Source organism: Burkholderia sp. AU38729 (assembly GCF_020419725.1).
Taxonomy (GTDB): Bacteria; Pseudomonadota; Gammaproteobacteria; order Burkholderiales; family Burkholderiaceae; genus Burkholderia.
Genome location: NZ_JAIZQO010000015.1, coordinates 43,337 through 67,170, shown reverse-complemented (window position 1 = coordinate 67,170; position 23,834 = coordinate 43,337). Strand labels below are relative to the sequence as shown.

The 23,834-nt window shown below is 71.9% G+C and carries 9 protein-coding genes and 1 pseudogene; 9 read left to right on the top strand and 1 reads right to left on the bottom strand.

Annotation, left to right across the window (positions count from 1 at the left end; translation table 11 throughout):
- Window positions 1-3: 3 nt before the first annotated feature.
- The 6 genes and pseudogenes from LGM56_RS31880 to LGM56_RS37055 all read left to right on the top strand — a co-directional run.
- On the top strand, window positions 4-1,011 hold the full coding sequence (locus LGM56_RS31880) for a TauD/TfdA family dioxygenase (RefSeq protein WP_226207757.1): 1,008 nt from the start codon (window positions 4-6) through the stop codon (window positions 1,009-1,011).
- Window positions 1,011-1,859: an ABC transporter ATP-binding protein gene (locus LGM56_RS31875; protein ID WP_089494817.1), complete on the top strand. Its 849-nt coding sequence runs from the start codon at window positions 1,011-1,013 to the stop codon at window positions 1,857-1,859. The genes LGM56_RS31880 and LGM56_RS31875 overlap by 1 nt, the downstream gene beginning before the upstream one ends.
- Window positions 1,856-3,946, top strand: coding sequence for a Fe(3+)-hydroxamate ABC transporter permease FhuB (gene fhuB / locus LGM56_RS31870; protein WP_226207756.1), 2,091 nt, complete (start codon window positions 1,856-1,858; stop codon window positions 3,944-3,946). Before LGM56_RS31875 ends, fhuB begins: the two co-directional genes overlap by 4 nt.
- On the top strand, window positions 3,943-4,746 hold the full coding sequence (fhuF, locus tag LGM56_RS31865; RefSeq protein ID WP_226207755.1) for a siderophore-iron reductase FhuF: 804 nt from the start codon (window positions 3,943-3,945) through the stop codon (window positions 4,744-4,746). Before fhuB ends, fhuF begins: the two co-directional genes overlap by 4 nt.
- Complete coding sequence (locus LGM56_RS31860; protein ID WP_226207754.1) at window positions 4,743-5,780, top strand: ABC transporter substrate-binding protein; 1,038 nt, start codon at window positions 4,743-4,745, stop codon at window positions 5,778-5,780. Before fhuF ends, LGM56_RS31860 begins: the two co-directional genes overlap by 4 nt.
- Before the next feature lie 63 nt (window positions 5,781-5,843).
- Window positions 5,844-5,974, top strand: a pseudogene (locus tag LGM56_RS37055) (N-acetyltransferase); the annotation flags it as partial.
- A gap of 120 nt (window positions 5,975-6,094) precedes the next feature.
- On the opposite strand, the gene LGM56_RS31855 reads toward LGM56_RS37055, so the two are convergent.
- Window positions 6,095-7,840, bottom strand: a complete 1,746-nt coding sequence (locus tag LGM56_RS31855; protein ID WP_226207753.1) for a cyclic peptide export ABC transporter — start codon at window positions 7,838-7,840, stop codon at window positions 6,095-6,097.
- A 273-nt stretch (window positions 7,841-8,113) separates the two neighbouring features.
- Here LGM56_RS31855 and LGM56_RS31850 point away from each other — a divergent pair, with 273 nt between their 5' ends.
- From LGM56_RS31850 to LGM56_RS31840, 3 genes are read left to right on the top strand one after another with little or no spacing between them, the layout of a single operon-like run.
- Window positions 8,114-17,779, top strand: coding sequence for a non-ribosomal peptide synthetase (locus LGM56_RS31850; protein WP_226207752.1), 9,666 nt, complete (start codon window positions 8,114-8,116; stop codon window positions 17,777-17,779).
- 9 nt (window positions 17,780-17,788) lie between these two features.
- Complete coding sequence (locus LGM56_RS31845) at window positions 17,789-22,789, top strand: non-ribosomal peptide synthetase (RefSeq protein ID WP_226207751.1); 5,001 nt, start codon at window positions 17,789-17,791, stop codon at window positions 22,787-22,789.
- The gene (locus LGM56_RS31840) at window positions 22,779-23,813 is read left to right on the top strand and encodes a GNAT family N-acetyltransferase (protein ID WP_226207750.1); all 1,035 of its coding nucleotides are present in this window, start codon (window positions 22,779-22,781) and stop codon (window positions 23,811-23,813) included. The genes LGM56_RS31845 and LGM56_RS31840 overlap by 11 nt, the downstream gene beginning before the upstream one ends.
- Window positions 23,814-23,834: the final 21 nt, after the last annotated feature.

Here is a 23,834-nt window from a genome sequence, read left to right as displayed (position 1 = left end):
TGCATGACCCTGCTTTCGTTGCCGACGCTCGACGACCTGCGTATCGAGCCGGGGCTGCCCACCGTCGTGTCGCCGCGCGGCAGTGACGGCATGTCGATCGACGACGTCGCGCCGCTGGCGCGCGAGATCGCGGCCGACACGCTCGAACGGGCGGGCGGCGTGCTGTTCACGGGTTTTCACGTGCCGTCGATCGACGCGTTCCAGCAGTTCGCGGCATCGTTCGGCGATCCGCTGATCGGCTATGAATACGCATCGACGCCGCGCAGCCAGGTCGAGGGCGCGGTCTACACGTCGACCGAATATCCGCCGCACCGCGCGATTCCGCTGCACAACGAGCAGTCATATACGCGCGAATGGCCGCTGCGGATCTGGTTCCACTGCGCGCTCGCCGCGCCGAAGGGCGGTGCGACGCCGATCGCGGACAGCCGCGCCGTCTATCGCGCGCTCGATCCGGCGTTGATTGCGCGTTTCGAGAAGCGCGAGCTGCTGTACGTGCGCAATTTCGGGCAGGGGCTCGACCTGCCGTGGCAGCAGTCGTTCGGCACCGACGAGCCGGCCGAAGTCGAGCGGATGTGCGCGGCGCGCGGCATCGAATGCGCATGGCGCACCGACGATGACGGCGAGCTGCTGCTGCGCACCCGCGAACGCTGCCAGGCCGTCGCACGGCATCCGCGCACCGGCGAGCGCGTGTGGTTCAACCAGGCGAACCTGTTTCACCTGTCGGCGCTCGACGACGACATGCAGGAAGCGCTCGTCGACGCGGTCGGGCTCGAGAACGTGCCGCGCAACGTGTATTACGGCGATGGCGAACCGCTCGAAGCCCACGCGCTTGCGGAGATCCGCGGCGTGCTCGACCAGCAGCGCATCGTGTTCCCGTGGCGCACGGGCGACGTGCTGATGCTCGACAACATGCTGACCGCGCATGCGCGCGACCCGTTCGAGGGGCCGCGCAAGGTCGTCGTCGCGATGGCGCAGAGTTATACGGTCCCGCGCGGCCGAACGGAGGATTGATGACGCGTCGTACCGCCGCGCTTGCCGCGCGCGGGCTGTCGGTAGGGTATCGCGACCATGTCGTGATCGACGGGCTGGACCTGTCGATCGCGGCCGGCCGCGTAACCGCGCTGTGCGGACCGAACGGCTGCGGCAAGAGCACGCTGCTGCGCACGCTCGCGGGCCTGCAGCCCGCCCGTGCCGGCCATGTCGAAGTCAATGGCCGGCCGCTTGCGGCGTTTCGCCGTCGCGCGCTCGCGCGCGAGCTGACGATGCTCGCGCAGTTCAACCAGATTCCATCGGGCCTCACCGTGCGCGAGCTCGTCGCGTACGGGCGCTATGCATACGGCGGCTTCCTGCGCGGCCTGTCGCGGGCCGATCACGCGGCGATCGACGAGGCGCTCGAGACGAGCGGCCTCGCGGGCGACGCGGATCGTGACGTCGGCGCGCTGTCGGGTGGCGAGCGTCAGCGCGCGTGGATCGCGATGGCGCTCGCGCAGCAGGCGCCGATCGTGCTGCTCGACGAACCGACGACCTATCTCGACATCCATCACCAGCTCGACATCCTCGATGCGCTGCGCACGCTGAACCGCACGCGCGGGCTGACGATCGTGTGGGTGCTGCACGACCTGAACCAGGCGGCCGCGTACAGCGATGAAATCGTACTGATGCGCGCGGGCCGCCTCGTCGCGCAGGGCACGCCCGACGCGATGCTCGATCCGGCGCGGCTGCGCGCGGCGTTCGGCGTCGAGATGCTGAAGCTTTCGCATCCGCAGACGGGCGCGCCGATGTGCGTGCCGGCCTACGGGCCGACGACCGACGGCGTGCCGCAGGCGGCCGGCGTCTTCGACCGGGATCTCGCGGTATGACGACGTTCGCGATGCGCAAGCGCCTCGCGGCGGCGGGGAAGGGCACGGCATCGGGCCGGGCCGGCGCGATCGCGTTCGGCCTCGTCACGTTGATCGCGCTGCTCGCGGCGCTGCGCGTCGCGCCCGATCTGCGCGTGTGGTGGGACGCGGTGCCCGGTAGCGATGCCGCCGCGCTCGCGCACGTGTTCCTGTTCGACCTCAACCTGCCGCGCGTCGCGGCCGCGCTCGTCGCGGGCGGCTGCCTCGGCATCGCGGGCGCGCTGTTCCAGTCGCTCACGCGCAATCCGCTCGCGTCGCCCGACCTGCTCGGCGTGACGGGCGGCGCCCAGCTCGGCCTGCTCGCGGCGATGCTCGTGCCGGCGCTGGCCGGTGTCGCATCGGTGCCGCTGCTGTTCGTCTGCGGGCTGGCCGCGGCCGCCTGCGCGATCGTCGCGGCCGGCGGCTGGCGCGCGACGCCGTTGCGCCTCGTGCTCGCGGGCAGCGTGTGCATGCTGCTGTTCGCGGCGCTGTCGACGCTCGTGCTCGCGTTCTTCGAGCAGAACATCGCGGGCGCCGCGCTGTGGACCAACGGCAGCCTCTACCAGCCGGGCGCGACGGGCCTCGCGCTCGCCGCGCGCTGGCTCGTCGTGCCGCTCGTCGCGTTGCCGTTCGTGATCCGGCCGCTGAATCCGCTCACGCTCGGCGACGATGCGGCGGCCGCGGCCGGCGTGCGCGTCGATGCGACGCGGCTCGCCGCGACGATCGTCGCGGTCGCGTTCACGAGCGTGGCGGTCAGTATCGCGGGCCCGCTGTCGTATGTCGGCCTCGTCGCGCCGAACCTGCTGCGCCAGGTGCGCGGCGCGCGCGCGGCGCGGCTCGGCGTGCTGGTGCCGCTGTCGGCGCTCGCGGGCGGTGCGCTCGTGCTCGTCACCGACAGTGCGGTGCTCGCGTCGGGTCTCGACGCGACGCTGTCGACCGGCGTCGCGATCGCGCTGGTCGGCACGCCGCTGATGCTGGCGATGATCCGGCGCGGTGCCGCGTGGTCGGGCGTGCTGCACGCGGATGCCGAACGTGCGGCCGGCGGCGGCTCGACGCGGCTCGTCGGCTGGCTCGAACGGCGCGGCTGGCCGCTGCGCACGGCGCTGTTCGTCGTGGCGGGCGTGCTGATCGTGTTCGTCGGCGTGTCGGCCGGCCCCGAGTGGCTGTCGATCGCGCGCTGGTCGGCTGCGCTGTCCGGCCACGATGCGCTCGCGCGGATGCTGATCGACCTGCGCATGCCGCGCCTGTTGTGCGCGCTGCTTGCCGGCGCGTTGCTGGCGGTGAGCGGCGTCGCGATGCAAAGCGTCGTGCGCAATCCGCTCGCGGGCCCCGAAGTGCTCGGCGTCACGCAGGGCGCGGGGCTCGTCACGCTGTTCGCGTTGTCGACGTGGCCGCTGATGGGTCATGTGACGCTCGCGGCCGCCGCGCTGATCGGCGGCGGGCTGTCGCTCGCGGTCACGCTTGCGTTGAATCACCGGCATCGCTATGCGCCGCTCGCGGTGGCGTTGACGGGCATCGTGATCGGCGCGCTGTGGACCACGCTCGCGCAATGGCTGATCACGCAGGAAAGCGTGCAGCCCGCGCGCTTCGTCGTGTGGCTCGTCGGCGGTACCTATGGCCGGAGCTGGGGCGAGGTGTCGATGCTGCTGCCGTGGTGCGTGCTCGCGGTGCCCGTGTTCGCATGGCTCGCGAAACCGCTCGACATGCTCGCGCTCGGCGACGACCAGGCGGCCGCGCTCGGCCTGCCGGTGGCCGCGTTGCGGCCGCTCGCGCTGACGATCGCGACGCTCGCCGCGTGCGCGGCTGTCGCGGCGGTCGGGCCGGTCGGTTTCATCGGGTTGATGGCGCCGCACGTCGCGACGATGCTCGGCGCGCGCCGGCACCGGACGCGGCTGTGGCTCGCGGCCGCGTGCGGCGCGCTGATCCTCGGCGTGGCGGATCTCGCGGCGCGTACGGTCGTCGCGCCGCGCGAAGTGCCGGCCGGCGTGCTGACCGCGCTGATCGGCGCGCCGTACCTGCTCGGACTGCTGATCCTCGAGGGGCGCCGCGCCCGGCGCGCAGGGCGATGACGCCCGCGCTCGACGACGCGCGCGCCACGCGTTTTTCGACGTTCGCGCCGGAACCGTTCGCCGAACACCTCGACGTCGTCTGGCTCGGCATGCCGGACGACGCTCACGATGCGCCGGGCCGGATCGTCGTACCCGTCAGCACGCTGCCCGATCACCGCGAGGCAATCCTCGACGTGATGGTCGGCCATTACGGCGGCGATCCGGCGCAGCATGCGCGCGCGCTGATGTCGCAATGGAGCAAATACTATTTCGGCCGCGCGGCGCCGGCCGGCGTCGTCGCCGCGCTGACGCTCGGCCGGCCGCTCGACATGTCGCCCGAGCGCACGTTCGTCGCGCTCGACGACGGGATGCCCGCCGCGCTGTACTTCCCGCACGATGCGCTCGGCGCACCGTGCGACGACCCGGCGCCCCGCTATGCGGGGCTCGTCGCGCATCTCGGCGCGGTGATCGACCTGCTCGCGGCGATGGGCCGCGTCACGCCACGCGTGCTGTGGAGCAACGCGGGCAACCTGCTCGACTATCTGCTCGATACGTATCGTGCGCTGCCATGCGCGGCCGATCCCGTCCGCGATGCGGACTGGCTGTTCGGCTCGAGCTGCGTGCATGGCGAGCCGAATCCGCTGCGCATCCCCGTGCGTGATGCCGTGCCGCGCTCGGCCCTGCTGCCGACGCCGTTTCGTGCGCGCCGCGTGTGCTGCCTGCGCTATGAAATTCCTGGAGAAACGCAACTGTGTGGAAGCTGCCCCCTGCTACTGACGATGGACGACGCGGCGCTGGCCGAGCAGGACGCGATCCGGTGATGGATGCCGGCCGCCGGCACGCGCTCGGCGCACTCGCGGCGCTCGGCGCCGCGTGCTGCGGCGCGCTGGCCGCATCGTCCGGCGCGGTTGCCGCGACCCTCGATGCCCATCGCGAGCAGGGCGCGCGTGCGCCGGGGGCGGTGTCGCTGGCCGGTAACCCCGTCGTGTCGCAGGCGAGCGCGACGATGCCGGTGCGCCCGCAGCGCGTGGTCGCGCTCGACTTCATGTTCGCGGAAAGCGTGATCGCGCTCGACCTCGTGCCGGTCGGGATGGCCGATACCGCGTTCTATCCGGGCTGGCTCGGCTATCAAAGCGAGCGGCTCGCGAACGTGACCGACATCGGTTCGCGTCAGGAGCCGGGCCTCGAGGCAATTGCAGCGGTCAAGCCGGACTTGATCATCGGCGTCGGTTTCCGGCATGCGCCGATTTTCGACGCGCTTGACCGGATCGCGCCGACGATCCTGTTCCAGTTCAGCCCGAATGTGTCCGATGGGGGCGTGCCGGTCACGCAACTCGACTGGATGCGGCAGATCTTCCGGACGATCGGTGCGGTCACGGGGCGCGACGCGCGCGCGCAGGCGGTCGATGCGCAGCTCGATGCGGGCATCGCGCGCAATGCGGCGCGGCTCGCGGCCGCGGGCCGCAAGGGCGAGCGCGTCGCGCTGCTGCAGGATCTCGGCTTGCCCGACCGCTACTGGGCGTATACCGGCAACAGCACGTCGGCGGGGCTCGCGCGGGCGCTCGGGCTCGACCCGTGGCCGAAGAAGCCGACGCGGGAAGGCACGCTGTACGTGACGTCGGCCGATTTACTCAGGCAGCGCGAGCTGGCCGTGCTGTTCGTGACCGCGTCGGGGCTGGACGTGCCGCTTTCCGCGAAACTCGATTCGCCGGTGTGGCGCTTCGTGCCCGCCATGAAGGAACACCGGATCGCGCTCATCGAACGCAACATCTGGGGGTTTGGCGGCCCGATGTCGGCGCTGAAGCTGGTCGACGTGATGACCGATACGATGCTGAAGCTGCCGGCCGTGCGTTGAGTGCGCGGCGCTCCTCGATCGGCGGATGACGCCGCTTCGACTTGGACGGGCAGGGCGTTGCGGTCGGCCTGCGCGCGCCACGCGGCGATCCGGCTCGACCCGGCCGCGTGGCCGGCGGTCGCGCTCGATGTGATGCGCTTCGGTCGAGCGGCGTCCTCGCCGACGGCGGCCGCTGCATGTGCGCGGGACGCGCGGTGAATCGCCCCAGGCGTTCTGCGGTCGCGCAACGCGCCAGCCACATCGCTTCCTGAAACGAAAATCGCCGACGCACTGCCCTTGCAGCACGTCGGCGATTTTTTCCATCGACTGTCGAATTACGCGCTCAGCGCATCGACACCATCCTGCGCACGTGATCGCGCCGGCGTCGTATCGCTGACGATGCGCCCGTTGTCCAGCTTCAACAGACGATCGGCGAGATCGAAGTAGCGGTCGTCGTGCGTGATCACGATCACGGCCTTGCCGCGCGCCCGCAGCTCGGGCAGCAGTTGCTCGTAGAACACGGCCTTGAACGACGGGTCCTGGTCGGCCGCCCATTCGTCGAACAGGTAGAACGGCCGGTCCTCCAGGTACGCGACGACGAGCGCGAGCCGCTTGCGCTGCCCGGTCGACAGTGCGCGGGTCGAGAATGCGCCGTCGACCACCTTCACCTTGTGGTCGAGCGCGAGCTTCGCGACCAGCGCGTTCGCGCGCGCATCGGCCTGCGCACGGGACGGATCGTCGGGATCGACGATGCCGAGCAACGCATCGAACAGGTGGAAATCGTTGAACACCGCGCTGAAGCGCTGCCGGTACGCGGCGCGCTCGCGCCAGCCGATCGTGCGGCCGTCGACCTCGATCGTGCCTTCCTCGGGTTCGTAGAGGCCCGTCAGCACCTTCGCGAGCGTCGTCTTGCCGCTGCCGTTGCCGCCGACGATGAACACGAGCTCGCCCGGCTGGATCGTCAGGTTGATCGGCCCGATGCTGAACATCCGTTCGTCGCGTTCGTGGAAGTACGCATGCGTGACGCCGCGCAGCGTGACGGCGCCGGCCGGCGGCACGTCGGGGGCGTCGGACGCGGGCGGCACCGTGCGCAGCGCGCCGAATTCGGCCATCACGCCTTCGATCCGCGTGAGCGACACGCGGGCCGCGTTGACGGTCGGCAGGTTGTTCAGCAGCCCGTCGAGCGGCACGAGCATGAACAGGAACACGACGACGTAGCCGGCGGCCGCGGCCGGATCGGCATGCACGCCGAGCTGCGGCCAGAACGACGCGATGCCGAGGAACACATAGAACAGGAAGATGATCCAGCCGACCCCGACCGCATACGCGCTGAACGCGCGGCGGCGGTGGTCGCGCACTTCGCCGATCGCGGCGCCGAGCTGGCCGTCGACGAACTGGCGGGCACGCTCATCGTGCAGCTTCAGCTCCTTCGCGCCGGAAAACAGCGAGCCGAGATAGCCGAACAGCCGATCCTGCGCCTGGCCGGCCGCTTCGAGCGATGCGATCGCGCGGCGGTCGCCGGTGTGATAGCCGAGCGATCCGGCGATGATCGCGGCCAATGCCAGCAGGCACACCGGCCACGACAGCCACGCGAGATAGCCGAGGCAGCCGAACACGATCGAGCCGTGCATGACGAGATTCGGCAGCGCGAAGAACAGCATCGACACGTTGGTGGCGTCGTCGGTCAGCACCGACTGCACGGGCGCCGCGCCGATCCGCTCGATGTCGCGCAGCTCGGCCGCGCCGACGCGCCGCGCGAGATGCAAGCGCAGCCGCGCCATCGTGTCCTGCGACAGGCGGGCGAACAGCGTGCCCGACACGATCCGCGTGACGAGTGCGATCACCGCGCACAGCGCGAAGCGCCACGCGAGCGACGCGTCGGCCGCGCCCGGCTGCGACAGCGCGCGGTTCAGCGTCGCGACGAGCAGCACGCTCGCGACGCCGTTCAGCACGCACGCGGTGAGCGCCAGCGCGAGCGACACGCGGCTTTCGCGCAACAGCGCAAGGATCAGGCGCGCCGCGGGGCGGCCGGGGGAAGCGTCGAGGGACGGCGGGGAAGAAGGCTCGTGGGCGGCTGTCATCGGCAACGTCGGTAAAGGGAAGGCAAGCGAAAACGCGGAAACGGCAAAACTGATGCGAAAGCGGCGGACGAGGCGGGGCCCCGTTCCGGCTTTCCTCCCTGATAGACGAACGGGCCGCGCAAATATTTAGCGGCCCGCTCAAAAAAAGCGTCCGCACGCGCGTTGCGCACGAAACGGTAAAAAATCGGCCGCGCCGTTCGTCACACCAGTGAAGCCGCCCCCAAGCGGCCCCGAGACTTGGCCGAAGCGGCCGGACCGAAGGACTTCACGCACATGACGAGTTTCCCGACTGCGCTGCATCACCGAATCCGCGAACTGGCGCGCGTCGCGCCCGACGCACCCGCCATCGCGGTCCCTTTCCAGAATGACTTGCGCCTGTCGCGCGGCGCGCTCGACGCGCGGGCGTCGCGGCTGGCCCGGCAACTGCGCGCGGCCGGCGTCGGCGCGGAAGTGCGGGTAGGCGTGTGCGTCGAGCGCTCGGCCGACCTGTTCGTCGCGCTGCTGGCCGTGCTGAAGGCGGGCGGCGTGTTCGTGCCGCTCGATCCGCGTCATCCGGCCGCGCGCCTCGACTGGATCGTCCAGGATGCGCAGTTGCGCCACGGGATCGTCGACGCGGCCGGCCGCGCGGCGCTCGGCACGCCGTTCGACCACACGTTTGACGCGGCCGACGGCGCGGCGGACGGGCAGGAGATCGTTGCGGATGACGAAGCAGTGGCCGTCCACCCGCGTGCGGCCGCCTACATGATCTATACGTCAGGTTCGACGGGCACGCCGAAGGCGGTCGTCGTCGAACACGGGCCGCTCGCCGCGCACTGCGACGCGCTCGCGGCCGCGCTGCCGATCGAGGCCGGCGACCGCCTGCTGCATTTCGCGTCGGTCAATTTCGACGCCGCGCACGAATGCTGGCTGGCGCCGCTCGCGACCGGCGCCAGCATCGTCGTGGCGCCGCCGCAGCCGTTCGCGCCGGATGCCGCGCATGCGCTGATGTTGAATGAATCGGTCAACGTGGCCGCGTTCCCGCCCGCGTACCTGCGCGAATTCGCGGCGGTGGCCGCGCGCGACGGCGTGCCGCCGGCCCTGCGCGTGCTCGCGTTCGGCGGCGAAGCGCTGCCGCAGCAGGCGTTCGAATTCGTGCGTGGCACGTTCCCGTCGGTACGCCTGATCAACGGTTACGGGCCGACCGAGGCCGTGATCTCGCCGATGCTGTGGCCGGTCGAGCCGGGCGAGACGCCGGTGCTGGCCGCCGACGATGCGTATGCGTCGTTGCCGATCGGCCGCGTGATCGGGCCGCGCGTCGCGCGTGTCGACGGCGGCGAGGCCGATGGCGTGGGTGAGCTGCTGCTGGGCGGCGTCTGCGTCGCGCGCGGCTATCACGGCCGCCCGGCGCTGACGGCCGAACGCTTCATTCCCGATGCGGACGGCGAACCTGGTGCGCGCGTGTACCGCACCGGCGACCTCGCACGGCTGCGCGACGACGGCGCATTCGATTACCTTGGCCGCCTCGACGACCAGGTTCAGGTGCGCGGCGTGCGTGTGGAGCCCGCTGAAATCGCCGCGTGCCTGCGTTCGCATCCGGCCGTGGCCGACGCGGCCGTGGTCGCCGAAACCGGCAACGGGCCGATACGGCTGATCGCGTGCGTCGCGCTGCGCGCGGCGGCCGACGATGCGGCGCTGAAAGCGCACGTGGTCGCGCAACTGCCGGCCGCCTGGCAGCCGCACCGGTTCGTGCGGTGCGATGCGCTGCCGTATACGCTGAACGGCAAGCTCGACCGTGCCGCGCTACGCGAGCAGATCGCCGCCGCGCGCGACACCGCGCAAGGCAGCGGCGACACACCGCGCACGCCGACCGAACAGCAGCTCGCCGGCCTCTGGCAGACGCTGCTCGGCCTCGACGTCACGCCGTCGCGTGACGACCGTTTCTTCGCGCTGGGCGCCGATTCGCTCGCCGCGATGCAGTTGCAGGCCGCGATCCGTGCCGCGGTACGCGTGAACCTGCGGCTCGACACGCTGTTCGCCGATCCGGCGCTCGTCGAACTGGCCGAAGCGGTCGACCGTGCGGAACGCGAAACCGGCGAGCCGCTGGCCACGATTTCCGCACGCCGTGTACCGGCCGATGCGGCCGTGTCCACCGCACCGTATGTCGACCGCGCCGCATCGCTCGCCCAGCAACGTTTCTGGGTACTTGCGCAAACGCGCGATGCAAGCGCCGCGTATCACATCGCCGCACACTGGACGATCGACGGCACGCTCGATCGCGCGGCGCTGCAGCGCGCGCTCGATCACGTGATCGGACGCCACGAAGCCTGGCGCACGACGCTCGTCGACAACGACGACGGCGTCGTGATGCAGCGGATTCATGCCCATCTGCCGGTGTCGATCGCCGACCTCGACCTGCGCGACCAGCCGCCCGCCGCGCGGGACGCGCAAGCCGCCCGTCTCGCCGAGCGCGAGGCGGTCGAGCCGTTCGACCTCGCACGCGGCCCGCTGCTGCGCGCGACGCTGGTCGCACTCGCCGACGACCGTCACCGTCTGCTGCTGACCGCCCATCACGCGATCACCGACGGCTGGAGCTCGCGCTGCGCGTTCGACGAACTGTCGGCCGCCTATCGCGCGTATGCCGAGGGCCGCGAGCCGTCGCTGCCCGACCTGCCGATCCAGTACGCCGACTACGCGGACTGGCAGCGCGACATGCTGGCCGACGGCGAGGGCGAGCGGCAGCTCGATTACTGGCGCGGCGCGTTGCGCGACGTGCCGGGCCCGCTTGCGCTGCCGGTCGATCGCCAGCCGGGCGCCACACGCACGCTGCAAGGCGCGCGCGTGTCGGTGCGGCTGCCCGACGCGGTCGCGGCCGACGTGCGGCAACTCGCGCGCGACGCGCAGGCAACGGCCTTCACGGTGCTGCTGGCCGGGCTCGACGCATGGCTGTCGCGCCTGACCGGCGCAACGGACGTCGTCGTCGCGGTGCCGGTCGCGCATCGCCAGCGCCCGGAAACCCGTGCGCTGCTCGGGCTGTTCCTGAACACGGTCGCGCTGCGTGTGCACGTGGCGCCGACGCTGCCGTTCCGCGCGCTCGTCGATGCGACGCGCACGGCGGCACTCGATGCGCTCGCGCATCAGGACGTGCCGTTCGAACGCGTCGTCGATGCGGTGAAGCCGCCGGTCAAGCGCGGCGACGAATGGCTGCGCGTGAAATTCGCGCAGCAGTTCGACGCGCGGCACGACAGCGTGCTGCCGGGCGCGACGGCCGTTGCCACGCCGGGGCCCGACCTCGCTGCACGCTTCGATTTTGCCGTGGATTTCACCGACGATGCGAATGGCATCGAACTGGTCGCGGCCTATGCGACCGACTGCATCGACGCCGACACCGCGCGGGCGTGGCTCGACAGCTACGCGGCGCTCGTCGGTGCGGCCGCGCGCGATCCGCACCAAACGACGGCCGTATTGCCGTGCGACGCGTCGGCCGCTTCGCGCCAGCCGCGCGACGGCCGTGCGCTGCGCGTCGAACATGCGGACATCGTCGCCGCGTTCGCGCGGCAGGCGGCCGCGTATCCGCACCGCATTGCGCTCGCCGATGCGTCGGCGTCGCTGACGTTCACCGAACTCGACGATGCGTCGAACCGGATCGCCCGCGCGCTGACCCAGCGAGGCGTGGCCGCCGAAGCATCCGTCATCGTCTGCATCGAACGCTCGGCGCGCTTCGTCGTCGGCCTGCTCGGCGCGCTGAAGGCCGGTGCGCTCGCCGTATTGCTCGATCCCGCGCAGCCTGCCGCGCGACTGGCCGCGGCGGCAGCCGACTGCGGCGCGCGCTGGGCGCTCGTCGCGGACCCGGCCGCATGGCCTGCCGGCATCGACGCACAGCCGCTCGACGTCGACGCGCTCGCGCAGGACGCGACGCTCGCCCACGCCACCGGCGTGCGCCTCGCACCGCATCCGGAGCAGGGCGCGTACCTGATCTATACGTCGGGCTCGACCGGCACGCCGAAGGGCGTCGTCGTGTCGCACGGCGCGCTGGCCGACTACGTGCAGGGGATGCTCGATGAACTCGCGTTCGCCCCGGACGCGTCGTTCGCGATGGTGTCGACCGTCGCGGCCGACCTCGGCCACACGACGCTGTTCGGCGCGCTGTGCGCGGGCCGCACGCTGCACCTGCTGCCGGCCGCCTGCGCGTTCGATCCCGACCTGTTCGCCGAAGAAATGCGCCGCCGCGACGTCGGCGTGCTGAAGATCGTGCCGAGCCACCTGCAAGCGCTGCTCGATGCACGTGTGCCGGCCGACGTGCTGCCGCGCCACGCGCTCGTGACCGGCGGCGAAACGCTCACGTGGGCGCTCGTCGCGCGCCTGGCCGCGCTGGCCCCGGCCTGCCGCGTGATCAACCACTACGGGCCGACCGAAGCGACCGTCGGCGCGATCGCCTGCGACACGGCGTCGATCGCCGCCGACGCGCGCGATCCGGCGAGCGGCGTGCCGCTCGGCCTGCCGCTGCCGAATGCGCGCGCGCTGGTGCTCGACGCGTTCGGCGCGTGCGTGCCGGCCGGCGCGACAGGCGAGCTGTATCTGGGCGGGCCGGGCGTCGCGCGCGGCTACCTGAGGCGTCCGGCGCAGACCGCCGAGCGCTTCGTACCCGATCCGTTCACGCCCGGCGCGCGGCTGTATCGCACGGGTGACCGCGTGCGCCTGCGCGCGGACGGCCGCCTCGCGTTCCTCGGCCGTATCGACGACCAGGTGAAGATTCGCGGCTATCGCGTCGAACCGGGCGAGGTGAGTGCGGCGGTGCGTGCGGCCGGCCCGGTCGCGCAGGCCGAAACGCTCGCGATCGAACACGACGGCCGTCTGCGGCTCGCGACGTTCGTCGTGATGCGCGACGGTTCGACATTCGACGAGGCGCCCCTGCGCGCGGCGCTTGCCGCGAAGCTGCCCGACTACATGGTGCCCGCGCAATTCGTCGCGCTCGCACGCCTGCCGGTGACCGCGAACGGGAAGATCGATCGCGCTGCGTTGCGCGAACTGGCGGCCGCGCCGGTCGTGACGGCCTCCGGCGATGCGCCGCAGGGCGCGGTCGAAACGGTGCTCGCCGAAGTGTGGCAGGCCGTGCTGAAGGCGCCGAAGGTCGGCCGCGACGACAACTTCTTCGAGCTCGGCGGCGATTCGATCCTCGTGCTGCAGGTGATCGCCCGCGCGCGCAAGCGCGGCGTGCGCTTCACGCCGAAGCAGCTGTTCGACGGCCCGACGGTCGCCGAACTCGCGCGTATCGCGAAGACGGAGGACGTGACTGCCGCTGCCGCCGTGAAACCTGCGGTCGCAGCCGCTGTCGGCGCGCCGGTGACGGCGCAGGTCCTCACGCCTGCCCAACAGCGCTTCTTCGCGCTCGATATCCCGCATTCGGGGCACTGGAACCAGTCGGTCACGTTCGACGTACGCGGGCCGTTCGACGCCGACGCATTCGCGCGCGCGTTCGACGCATTGCTGACGCATCACGACGCGTTCCGCCAGCGTTTCGCGCGCGGCGCGGACGGCACGTGGCACGCCAGAGACGCGGCAAAGCCGTACGATGCACTGCCGTTCGTCGAAGTCGCCGCCCGCGACGCAGCCGACGCGCTCGCGCGCTTCGACGCATTGCAGCGCCGTCTCGACCTCGGCCGCGGGCCGCTTGCCTGCGCCTGCGCGGCACGCTTGCCGGACGGCTCGACGCAGCTCTATCTCGCGATTCACCATGCGATCGTCGATGGCGTGTCGTGGCGCATCCTGCTCGACGACCTGGACACGGCCTATCGCGCCGCATGCGAACGCGCGCCGGTCCGGCTGTCGCAGCCGGGCCTGCGTGCGGATGCATGGGCGGTACGGCTTGCCCGTGCGGCAACGGAACCGGCATCGCCGTTCGCGGCCGAGGCCGCGTACTGGGCCGGCATGGCGCAGGGCGACGACATCGTGCCCGATCATCCCGACGCAGCGGCGACGAACGCCGATGCGGCCGCTGTCGTGCAGACGATCGACGCGGCCTTGACGCGCGCGGCGCTCACCGACGCGCACGCGGCTTATCGCACGCAGACGATCGAACTGCTGGGCGCGGCGCTCGCACGGGCGCTGGCCGGCGTGAGCGGTGCCGCATCGTGCCGAGTCGAACTCGAAGGGCACGGCCGCGAGGCGCTGTTCGACGACGTGGATGCCAGCCGCACGATCGGCTGGCTGACGAGCCATTACCCGGTGACGCTGCCGGTCGCGGCCACGGCAAGCGACACGCTGTGCGCGGTCAAGGACGCGCTGCGTGCGGTGCCGCACAAGGGGCTCGGCTTCGGCGTCCTCGCGCACTACGGCGATGCGGCGACGCGTGCGGCGCTGGCCGCCGTGCCGCGTCCGCGCGTCACGTTCAACTATCTCGGCCAGTTCGACGCGCCGCGCGATGCCGCGCTCGTGCCGCGCTTCGGCGGCACCGGCGTGGAGCGCGATCCGCAGGGGCCGCTCGGCAATACGCTCGCGATCCACGCGTACCTCGACACGGATCGCGACGGCGCTCGCACGCTGAAAGTGCACTGGGTCTACGGCGCACCGCAATTCGAGCGCGCGACGATCGACGCATTCGCCGAACGTTTCGCGTCGGCGCTGCGCGAACTCGTCGACGCGTGCGCGTCGCGCGTCGCGCATCGCGTCGGTGGCGCGACGCCGGGCGATTTCCCGCTCGCGCAGGCCGCCGGGCTCACGCAGGCTGCGATCGAGCGCACGCCGCTCGACTGGCGCACGATCGACGACGTCTATCCGTTGTCGCCGATGCAGCAGGGCATCCTGTTCCATGCGCTGTTCGCCCCCGGTCACGCCAGCTACGTGAACCAGCTCGTCGCGACCGCGGCAGCACTTGACGCCGACCGGTTCACGGCCGCGTTCGACGCGTCGATCGCACGCCATGACATCCTGCGCACGAGCGTGATGCCGGACGAAGCCGCGCCGCTGCAGTGCGTGCATCGCCACGCGCAAATGCCGGTCGAACAGCTCGACTGGCGCACGCGTGGCGACACGTTCGATGCCGATTTCGACGCCTGGCTCGCCGCCGATCGCGCACGCGGCTTCGACTGGCGCGAGCCGCCGCTGATGCGGCTCACGCTGATCCGTGTGAGCGATGACGCGTGGCGCGTCGTGTGGACGCGTCACCACGTGCTGCTCGACGGCTGGAGCACCGCGCGCCTGCTCGCCGACGTGTTGCGCGACTATCGCGACCCGGACGCCGTGTCGCCGTTCGCGAGCCGTCCGGCGCTGCGTTATCGCGACTTCATCGCGTGGCTCGGCACGCGCGACCGCGACGCCGACGAACGTTTCTGGACCGAACGCCTCGCGCGCCTCGACGCACCGACGCTGATCGCGGAACGCACGGCCGACCGTGCGGAGGCCGACATGGTCACGTGGCGCGCAACGCTCGATGCCGACACGCTGACGCGTGTCGCGCAGACGGCGCGCGCACTGAAGCTGACGGTCAACACGCTGGTGCAGGGCGCGTGGGCGCTCGCGCTGCAGCGGATGACGCACCAGCCGGCCGTCGCGTTCGGCGCGACCGTCGCGGGCCGCCCCGATGCCCTCGCGGACGTCGATTCGGTGCTCGGTCTCTTCATCAACACGCTACCGGTGATCACGGCGCCCGCGCCGCAGCAACGCGCGGCCGACTGGCTGCAAACGCTGCAACGCGAGAACGCGGCCGCCGCCGAGCACGCGCACACGCCGCTCGCCGACATCCAGCGCTGGGCGCGCGGCGCGGGCGGCGCACTGTTCGACACGCTGGTCGTGTTCGAGAACTACCCGGTCGACGACACGGCGCGCGACGCCGATCCGCGCGCACTCGCATTGAGCGACGTGCGCAGCATCGAATCGACCGATTTCGCGCTGACGCTGGTGATCGAGAGCGGTGCCGAACTGACGATCGACTACGGCTACGACACCGCGCGCGTCGACGCGCGGCAGGTCGAGACCTGGCACCGCGCGTTCGTGTGCGCACTCGATGCACTGGCCCGCACGCCGGATGCGCGGATCGGCACGCTGTCGATCGCCGACGAAGCCACCCGTGACGCACTGGCGCGGGCGCAAGACACCGCCCAAGCGTGGCCGGCTGCGCAGCAACAGCCGCTGCACCTGCAATTCGCGGATGCGGCACGGGCGACGCCCGATGCGGTCGCGCTCGAATACGCGGACGTTCACGGTGGCGTGCATCGCGCGACCTATCGCGAACTCGACGTCAGCACGTCACGCATCGCGGCTGCGCTCCGCCGGCGCGGCGTGCAGCCCGACACGCCGGTCGCGCTGTGCGTCGAGCGTTCGTTCGACATGGTGATGGCGCTGGTCGGCGTGCTGAAGGCCGGCGCGGCGTACCTGCCGATCGATCCCGACTATCCGGCCGAGCGCATCGCCTACATGCTGCGCGACGCGCGGCCGGCCGTCGCGATCACGCAGGCCCATCTGCGCGAGCAGGTCGAGGCCGCGCTCGGCGAGGGCGTCGCGACACAGCTGCTGACGGTAGCGGACCTGCTCGCCGACGAAGCCGAAAGCGACGCTGCCGAGGTGACCGCCACGATCGACGACGCCCAGCTCGCGTACCTGATCTACACGTCCGGTTCGACCGGCAAGCCGAAGGGCGCGGGCAACACGCACGGCGCGCTCGCGAACCGGATCGCGTGGATGCAGCACGCCTACGGGCTGACGCGCGACGACGTCGTGTTGCACAAGACGCCGTTCGGCTTCGACGTGTCGGTGTGGGAATTCGTATGGCCGCTGGCGATCGGCGCGAAGCTCGCGATCGCCGCGCCCGGCGACCATCGCGATCCGGCGCGTCTCGCGGCCGCGATCCATGCGCACGGCGTGACGGTGCTGCACTTCGTGCCGTCGATGCTCGCCGCGTTCGCCGCGCATCTCGACGATTTCTCGGCCGCCGCGCAGTGCGACAGCGTGCGCCTGATCGTCGCGAGCGGCGAGGCGCTCGCGCCCGAACTCGTCGCGAAGATGGCGCGGCTGCTGCCGAACGCGACGCTCGTGAACCTGTACGGGCCGACCGAAGCGGCGATCGACGTGTCGCACTGGACCTGCGGCCCCGACGATGCGCAGGCGGCCGCGGTGCCGATCGGCCATCCGATCGCGAACCTGCAACTGCACGTGCTCGATGCGGCTTGGCAGCCGGTGCCGGCCGGCGCGACCGGCGAACTGTATCTCGCGGGTGCGGGCCTCGCGCGCGGCTATCTCGGCCGTCCGGCGCTGACCGCCGAGCGCTTCGTGCCCGATCCGTTCGTGCCGGGCGCGCGCATGTACCGCACGGGCGACCTCGCACGCCGGCGTGCCGACGGCGCGCTCGACTATCTCGGCCGCGACGACACGCAGGTGAAGCTGCGCGGCCAGCGGATCGAGCCGGGCGAAATCGAGGCGCTGCTGCGCGCGGCGCCCGGCGTGAACGACGCGGTCGTGATCGTGCGCGACGAGCAACTGATCGGCTATGTCGCACGCGGCGACGCGGGCCCGCTCGACCGGGCGGCGCTACTCGACACGCTGCGCGCGCAATTGCCGGCCTACATGGTGCCGTCGCAACTGATCGAACTCGACGCGTTGCCCGTGACGCCGAACGGCAAGTGCGACCGTCATGCGCTGCCCGCGCCGGTGCGTGAAGCGGCCGCGGAAGTCGCGCTCGCGACCGACACCGAACGCGCGCTCGCCGGGATCTGGCAACGCGTGCTGCACGTGGACGCGATCGGCCGCGACGGCGATTTCTTCCTGCTCGGCGGCCATTCGCTGCTCGCGACGCAGGCCCACGCGCAGGCGAACCTGCACTGGGGGCTCGCGTTGCCGCTGCGCACGCTGTTCGACACGCGCACGCTGGCGCGCTGCGCGGAGGCGATCGACGCGGCCTGCGCGGCCCGCGGCGCGACCGATGCGGCGAGCGCGATCGATGCGCTGCTCGGCGAACTGGAAACCCAATAAGGACGACGGATGACGAAGGTTCAACCCGACTGGCTCGCGCTCGCGACGCGTTTCGCGCAACTGCCGGACGCGCAGCGCGCGGTTTTCATCGACAAGCTCGGCGCGGCCGGCATCGACTTCCGCGTGCTGCCGATCCCGCCGCGCACGCCGCGCCACGACCGCGTGCCGGCGTCGTTCGCGCAGACGCGGCTGTGGCTGCATGCGCGGCTGATCGATGCGCCGGATGCGTATCACATCACTGAGCGGCTGGCGCTGACGGGCCCGCTCGACGCGCATGCGCTGCGTCTTGCGTGCGATGCGCTGATCGCGCGCCACGAGGCGCTGCGCACGACCTTCGACGAAGCGCAGGACGGCGTCGCGCAAACGATCCACGCACCGTTGCGCTGCCCGTGGCGTGAAACCGATCTTGAAGCGCTGCCGGACGCGCAACGCACGGCGCGCGCGGCAGCCGTCGCGACGGCCGACGAAGCCGAGCCGTTCGATCTCGGCGTGGCGCCGCTTGTCCGCGCGCATCTGGTGCGCTTCGATGCGACGCATCACTGGCTCGCGCTGACCGTGCATCACATCGTGTCGGACGGCTGGTCGTCGAGCGTGATGCTGGAGGAGCTCGCGGCGTTCTATCGCGCGTATGCGTCCAACCGGTCGGTGTCGCTCGCGCCGCTGCCGATCCAGTACGCCGATTACGCGCTGTGGCAGCGCCGCTGGCTCGACGCCGGCGAGCGCGATCGCCAGCTCGCGTTCTGGCGCGAACGGCTCGATCCGCAACGTGGCGTACTGACGCTGCCGGGCGCGACGGCACGACCCGCGCGCCGCAGTGCGCGCGGCGCACGCCATGTGTTTTCGCTCGATTCGCGCATCGGCGCGCAACTGCGCGCATTTGCGGCCGCATCGGGCGCCACGCCGTTCGCGGTGCTGCTCGCCGCGCTCGATGCGCTGCTGGCGCGCGCGACCGGCGACGCGCGGATCTGCGTCGGCGTGCCGGCCGCGAACCGCGAACGCGCGGAAGTCGCCGGCCTGATCGGCTTCTTCGTCAACACGCTGGCAATCGACGTCGACGTGCCCGCGCACGGCGATTTCTCGTCGCTGGTCGCGCGCACCCAGCGCGCGCTCGTCGACGCGCAGATGCACCAGGACGTGCCGTTCGAGCAGGTGGTCGATGCGCTCGGCGTGCCACGCAGCGCGAGCCACCATCCGCTGTTCCAGGTGATGGCCGCGTACGGCGAGCGCCGTGCGCTGCCGGCGCTCGGCGCGGCAGCGGCCGCGTTGCTGCCGTCGGGCACGCCATCCGCGAAATTCGACCTGACGCTGTCGGTCGAAGCGACGCCGGACGGCACGTTCGACGCCGCCTTCATCTACGCGCTCGACCTGTTCGAGGCGGACGCGATCGCCCGGCTGGCCGCACGCTTCGTCACGCTGCTCGCCGATGCGCTCGCGCGCCCGGACATGCCGATCGGCGATCTCGACTGGCTGCCCGCCGCTGAACGCGCGCAACTCTTCGCATGGAACGCCCCGGCGGGCGCGACCGAATCCGAACCGTTCGTGCCGGTGCATGCCCGCATCGCCGCGCATGCTCAGGCACGGCCCGACGCACGCGGCGTGGCCGACATCGACCGCGCGCTGACGCGCGGTGAAGTCGACGCACGCGCGGCACGCCTGGCGCGCCACCTGGTCGCGGCCGGCGTCCGCCCGGAAATGCGCGTCGGCGTCGCGCTGCAGCGCTCGGTCGACCTGCTCGTCGCGCTGATCGCGGTGCTGAAATCGGGCGCCGCGTTCGTGCCGCTCGATCCCGCGCATCCGCGCGAACGGCTCGCGCAGATCGTCGACGACGCGAACATCGCGCACGTGCTGACCGACGGCGCGAGCGCCGCGTCGCTGCCCGAGCTGCCCGAGCTGCGCGTGTGGCGCGCCGATGAAGTCGATGCCCTCGACGAAGCCGCGCACGTCGTGCTGCCGGACGTGCTGCCGGGCCACGCGGCCTATGCGATCTACACGTCGGGCTCGACCGGCAAGCCGAAGGGCGTGATCGTCGACCACGCGTCGTTCGCGCTGCATTGCGCGGCGATCGCCGAACGCTACGGCGCGGGCGAGAACGACGTGTTCCTGCTGTTCCAGTCGGTCAACTTCGACGGCGCGCACGAAGGCTGGTTTTCGCAATACATGTCGGGCGCCGCCGTGTCGGTGACGGCCGACGTGCTGTGGCCGCCCGCGCAGACCTGCGCGATGATGGTTCGCGACGGCGTGACGATGACCTACGTGCCGCCCGGCTGCGCCGCGCAGCTTGCCGAATGGGCGCTCGCGCATGGCGCGCCGCCGACGCTGCGTTCGCTGACCGTCGGCGGCGAGGCGACGTCGCGCGAGGCGTTCGCGCTGCTGCGCCGCGCGCTGCCGAACGTGCGCGTGGTCAACGGCTACGGCCCGACCGAGACGGTCATCACGCCGACGCTATGGATGTTCCGGCCCGGCGACGATCTCGCGAAACTCGGCGACGCCGCGTACCTGCCGATCGGCACGCTGGTCGGCGCGCGCACCGCGCACGTGCTCGACGAGCGGCTGCATCCGCTGCCGGTCGGCGTGATCGGCGAACTGTATCTGGGCGGCGAGGGGATCGGCGTCGCGCGCGGTTATCTCGACCGCCCGGCGCTGACGGCCGAGCGCTTCGTGCCCGATCCGTACGGCGCGCCGGGCGCGCGGCTGTACCGCACCGGCGACCTCGTGCGGCGTCGCGCGGATGGCGTGTTCGACTTCATCGGCCGCGTCGACCACCAGGTGAAGCTGCGCGGGCTGCGCATCGAACTCGGCGAGATCGAGGCCCAGCTTGCCGCGCACGACGCGGTGCGCGAAGCCTGCGCGGTCGTGCACGGGCAGGGCGCACTGGCGCAGCTCGTCGCGTACGTCGAACTGACCGCCGACGCACAGGCGGCCGCGCAGCCGGTCGAAGCCGCGACGCTCGACGCGCACCTGCGCCGCACGCTGCCGGACTACATGGTGCCCGCCCAGCTGATCGTGCTCGACGCGCTGCCGCGCAACGCGAACAGCAAGGTCGACCGCGCACGGCTGCCGGCGCCGGTACGCGTCGAACGTGCGTACGAAGCGCCGCACGACGGCGACGAAGCCGCGCTCGCGGCGATCTGGTGCGACGTGCTGAATCTCGAGCGCGTGGGCCGCGGCGATCATTTCTTCGATCTCGGCGGCCATTCGCTCGCCGCCGTGCGCGTCGCGACGCGCGTGGCCGAACGACTCGGCCGCGACGTGCCGGTGCGCGCGCTGTTCGAGGCGCCGGTGCTCGCGCAGTATGCGTTGCAGGTGGCCGATGCGCCGCGCGCCGCGCATGCCGGTGCGGCGGCGCCGGGTGTGGCCGTCGCCAAACCCGATGCACACGGCGTGTGGCCGCTGTCGCCGGCGCAGCTCGGCCTGTGGTTCCTGTGGCGCGCACAGCCGGACAGCGCCGCGTACAACATTCCGGTCGCGCTGCGGGTGCGCGGCCCGCTCGACGTCGATGCGCTGCGTGCGGCCTTCGCGGATGTCACGGCCGCGCATCCGGCGCTGCGCGCGCGGCTCGTGGCGCGTGACGGCGCACTGCCGGGCCAACGGATCGATGCCAATGCTTCTGTCGAACTGCCGGTGATCGACCTGTCCGCGCAAGCCGATGTGCTCGCCCGCGCCGCAGCGCTGACCGACGAGGATGCACTCGCACCGTTCGATCTGGCCGCCGATGCGCCGCTATGGCGTGCGCGCGTGCTGCGTCTGGATGCGGAAGACCACGTGCTGTCGGTGACGATTCATCACATCGTGTCGGATGGCGAATCGATCGAGCTGTGGCTCGATGCGGTTCGTGCACGCTATGTCGCCCGCGTGCAGGGCCGCGCCGGCGCCGTGCCGGCCGATGAGGTCGTCCAACAGTCCGCCCAACCGCTCGTGCTGCCCGCACCGTGCCATCCGGCCCGCGTCGCCTACTGGCGTGACGCGCTGGCCGATCTGCCGGCAAGCGTGCTGCCGCAGCGCGCGGACGCGCCCGCCGTGCCGCAATGGTGCGCGGCCCGGATCGCGTTCGAATTCGACGGCGCGCTGATCCGCGCCGCACGCGACACGGCGTCGGCCGCGCACGCGACGTTGCCGATGCTGCTGCACGCGGCGCTCAATACCGCGCTGTTCCGCGCGACGGGCGCGGCCGACCAGCCGGTCGGCGTGCTGGCTTCGACGCGCGAGCTGACGGGCGATGCGGCCCGTGCCGCGCTCGGCCTCTTCATCAATTCGGTCGTCGTGCGCACGCGGCTCGACCCGGCCGCGCGTCGCGCGGACGTACTTGCACACGTGCGCGATACGGCGCTCGCAGCGTACGCGCATGCGGACGTGCCGTTCGCGGACGTCGTCGCGGCGCTGCGCGCGCCGCGTGCCGCGCAGGCCAATCCGCTGTTCCAGGTGATGTTCAACTACCTGCGCCCGGCGGGTGCCGCGGCGCGCGACTGGGCCGGCCTGGCGCTGGCCGGATTCGACGATGTGCGCCATCGCGTCGTGTTCACGCTGGAGCTGGACGTCGTCGAGCATCCGGACGGCCGCGTGAGCGCCGCGTTCTCGTATGCGGACGAACTGCTCGATCGCGGTTTCGTCGATGCGCTCGTCGATCTCTATCACGACGAAGTCGCGCGCTTCGCCGGTGCGCCGGAAGCGGTGCTCGGTGCGCCCGACAAGCGCATCGTTGCGCAGGCGTCGCATCGCGTGCAGACCGACAGCAACGCACGCGCCGCAACGCCACCCCGCGCGCCGCATGCGGCGGCCGTGCTCGCGGCGCTGTGGTCCGACACCTTCGCGACGGCCGCGCCCGAACCTGACGCCGACCTGTTCGAAGCCGGCGCGACGTCGTTCGACGTCGTGCGCTTCGTCGACGCGGCCAACCGCGCCGGTCACGCGCTGACGGTCGCCGACGTGTTCGCGTCGCCGACGCTCGCGGCACTCGGCGCGCGGCTCGATGCGCACACGGAAACGGGACAGGAGGCGCGCCATGCTGGCTGAAGTGCGTCCGGACGGATTCACGATGCTCGATACCTACCGCCTCGCGTTCGCGGACGGCCTGTTCGCGGTGCGCGACGGCGCTCAGATCCGCGTCGCGCAGGGCGACGGCATCGGCGCACAGTTGCTGCGCGCCCAACTCGGCGACGACGGCGCGCTGCGCCTCGTCGCCTACAACCATCGCGCGGCGCCGGCCGACCAGCGGCGTGCGCTGCTGGCCGCACTGGCCGCGGCGTTTTCGGACAGCGCGCGCCACGCGGCGATCCGGCTCGACCCGGCCGCGTGGCCGGCGGTCGCGCTCGATGCGCTGCGCGCGAGCGGCGTGCTCGCCGACGGCGGCCGCTGCATGCGTGAAGGCTGGGCGCAGCAGGCTGATCTGTGGCGCGTCGGCGCGCATCTGCCGTGCGCGACGTTGCCGATGTTCACCGATGGCCGCCGTCATCCGCGCCGGCCGCCCGCGCCGCGCGGCGAGGTCTACGCGCGCGACCTGCCGGCGCTCGGCGTGCGCTTCACGTTGCGCGGCTGGCAGCCGGCCGAGGATGCCGAACGCCTCGCGCGCTGGTTCGACGAACCGCGCGTGCGCGACGGCTGGCCTGGTGCGCAGCCCGGCTTGAACGGCCCGCAAGGCGCCGCGCCCGACATCGATCCGCACGTGACTCCGCTCGTCGGCTGCTTCGACGGCGAACCGTTCGCGTATGTCGAGGCGTACTGGCTGAAGGAAGACGCACTCGCGCCGCACGTCGCGGCGCGCGACTACGACCGCGGGCTGCGGATGCTGGTCGGCGAGTCGCGCTGGCGCGGCCCGCATTGCGTGGCGGGCTGGTTGCCGTCCGTCGTGCATTACCTGTTTCTCGACGACCCGCGTACCGAAGCGGTCGGCTGTGCCGTTCCGGCCGGCCACGCGCGGGTTGCCGACCATCTCGCGCGGCATGGCTTCGCGCGGCAGCGCCGTCTCGCGCTGGCCGACGCGCAGCCGCTGTGGATGCACACGCTGCGCGAGACGTTCTTCTCCGGCCGTCACGTCTGACGCGCCGGATTCACCGACAAG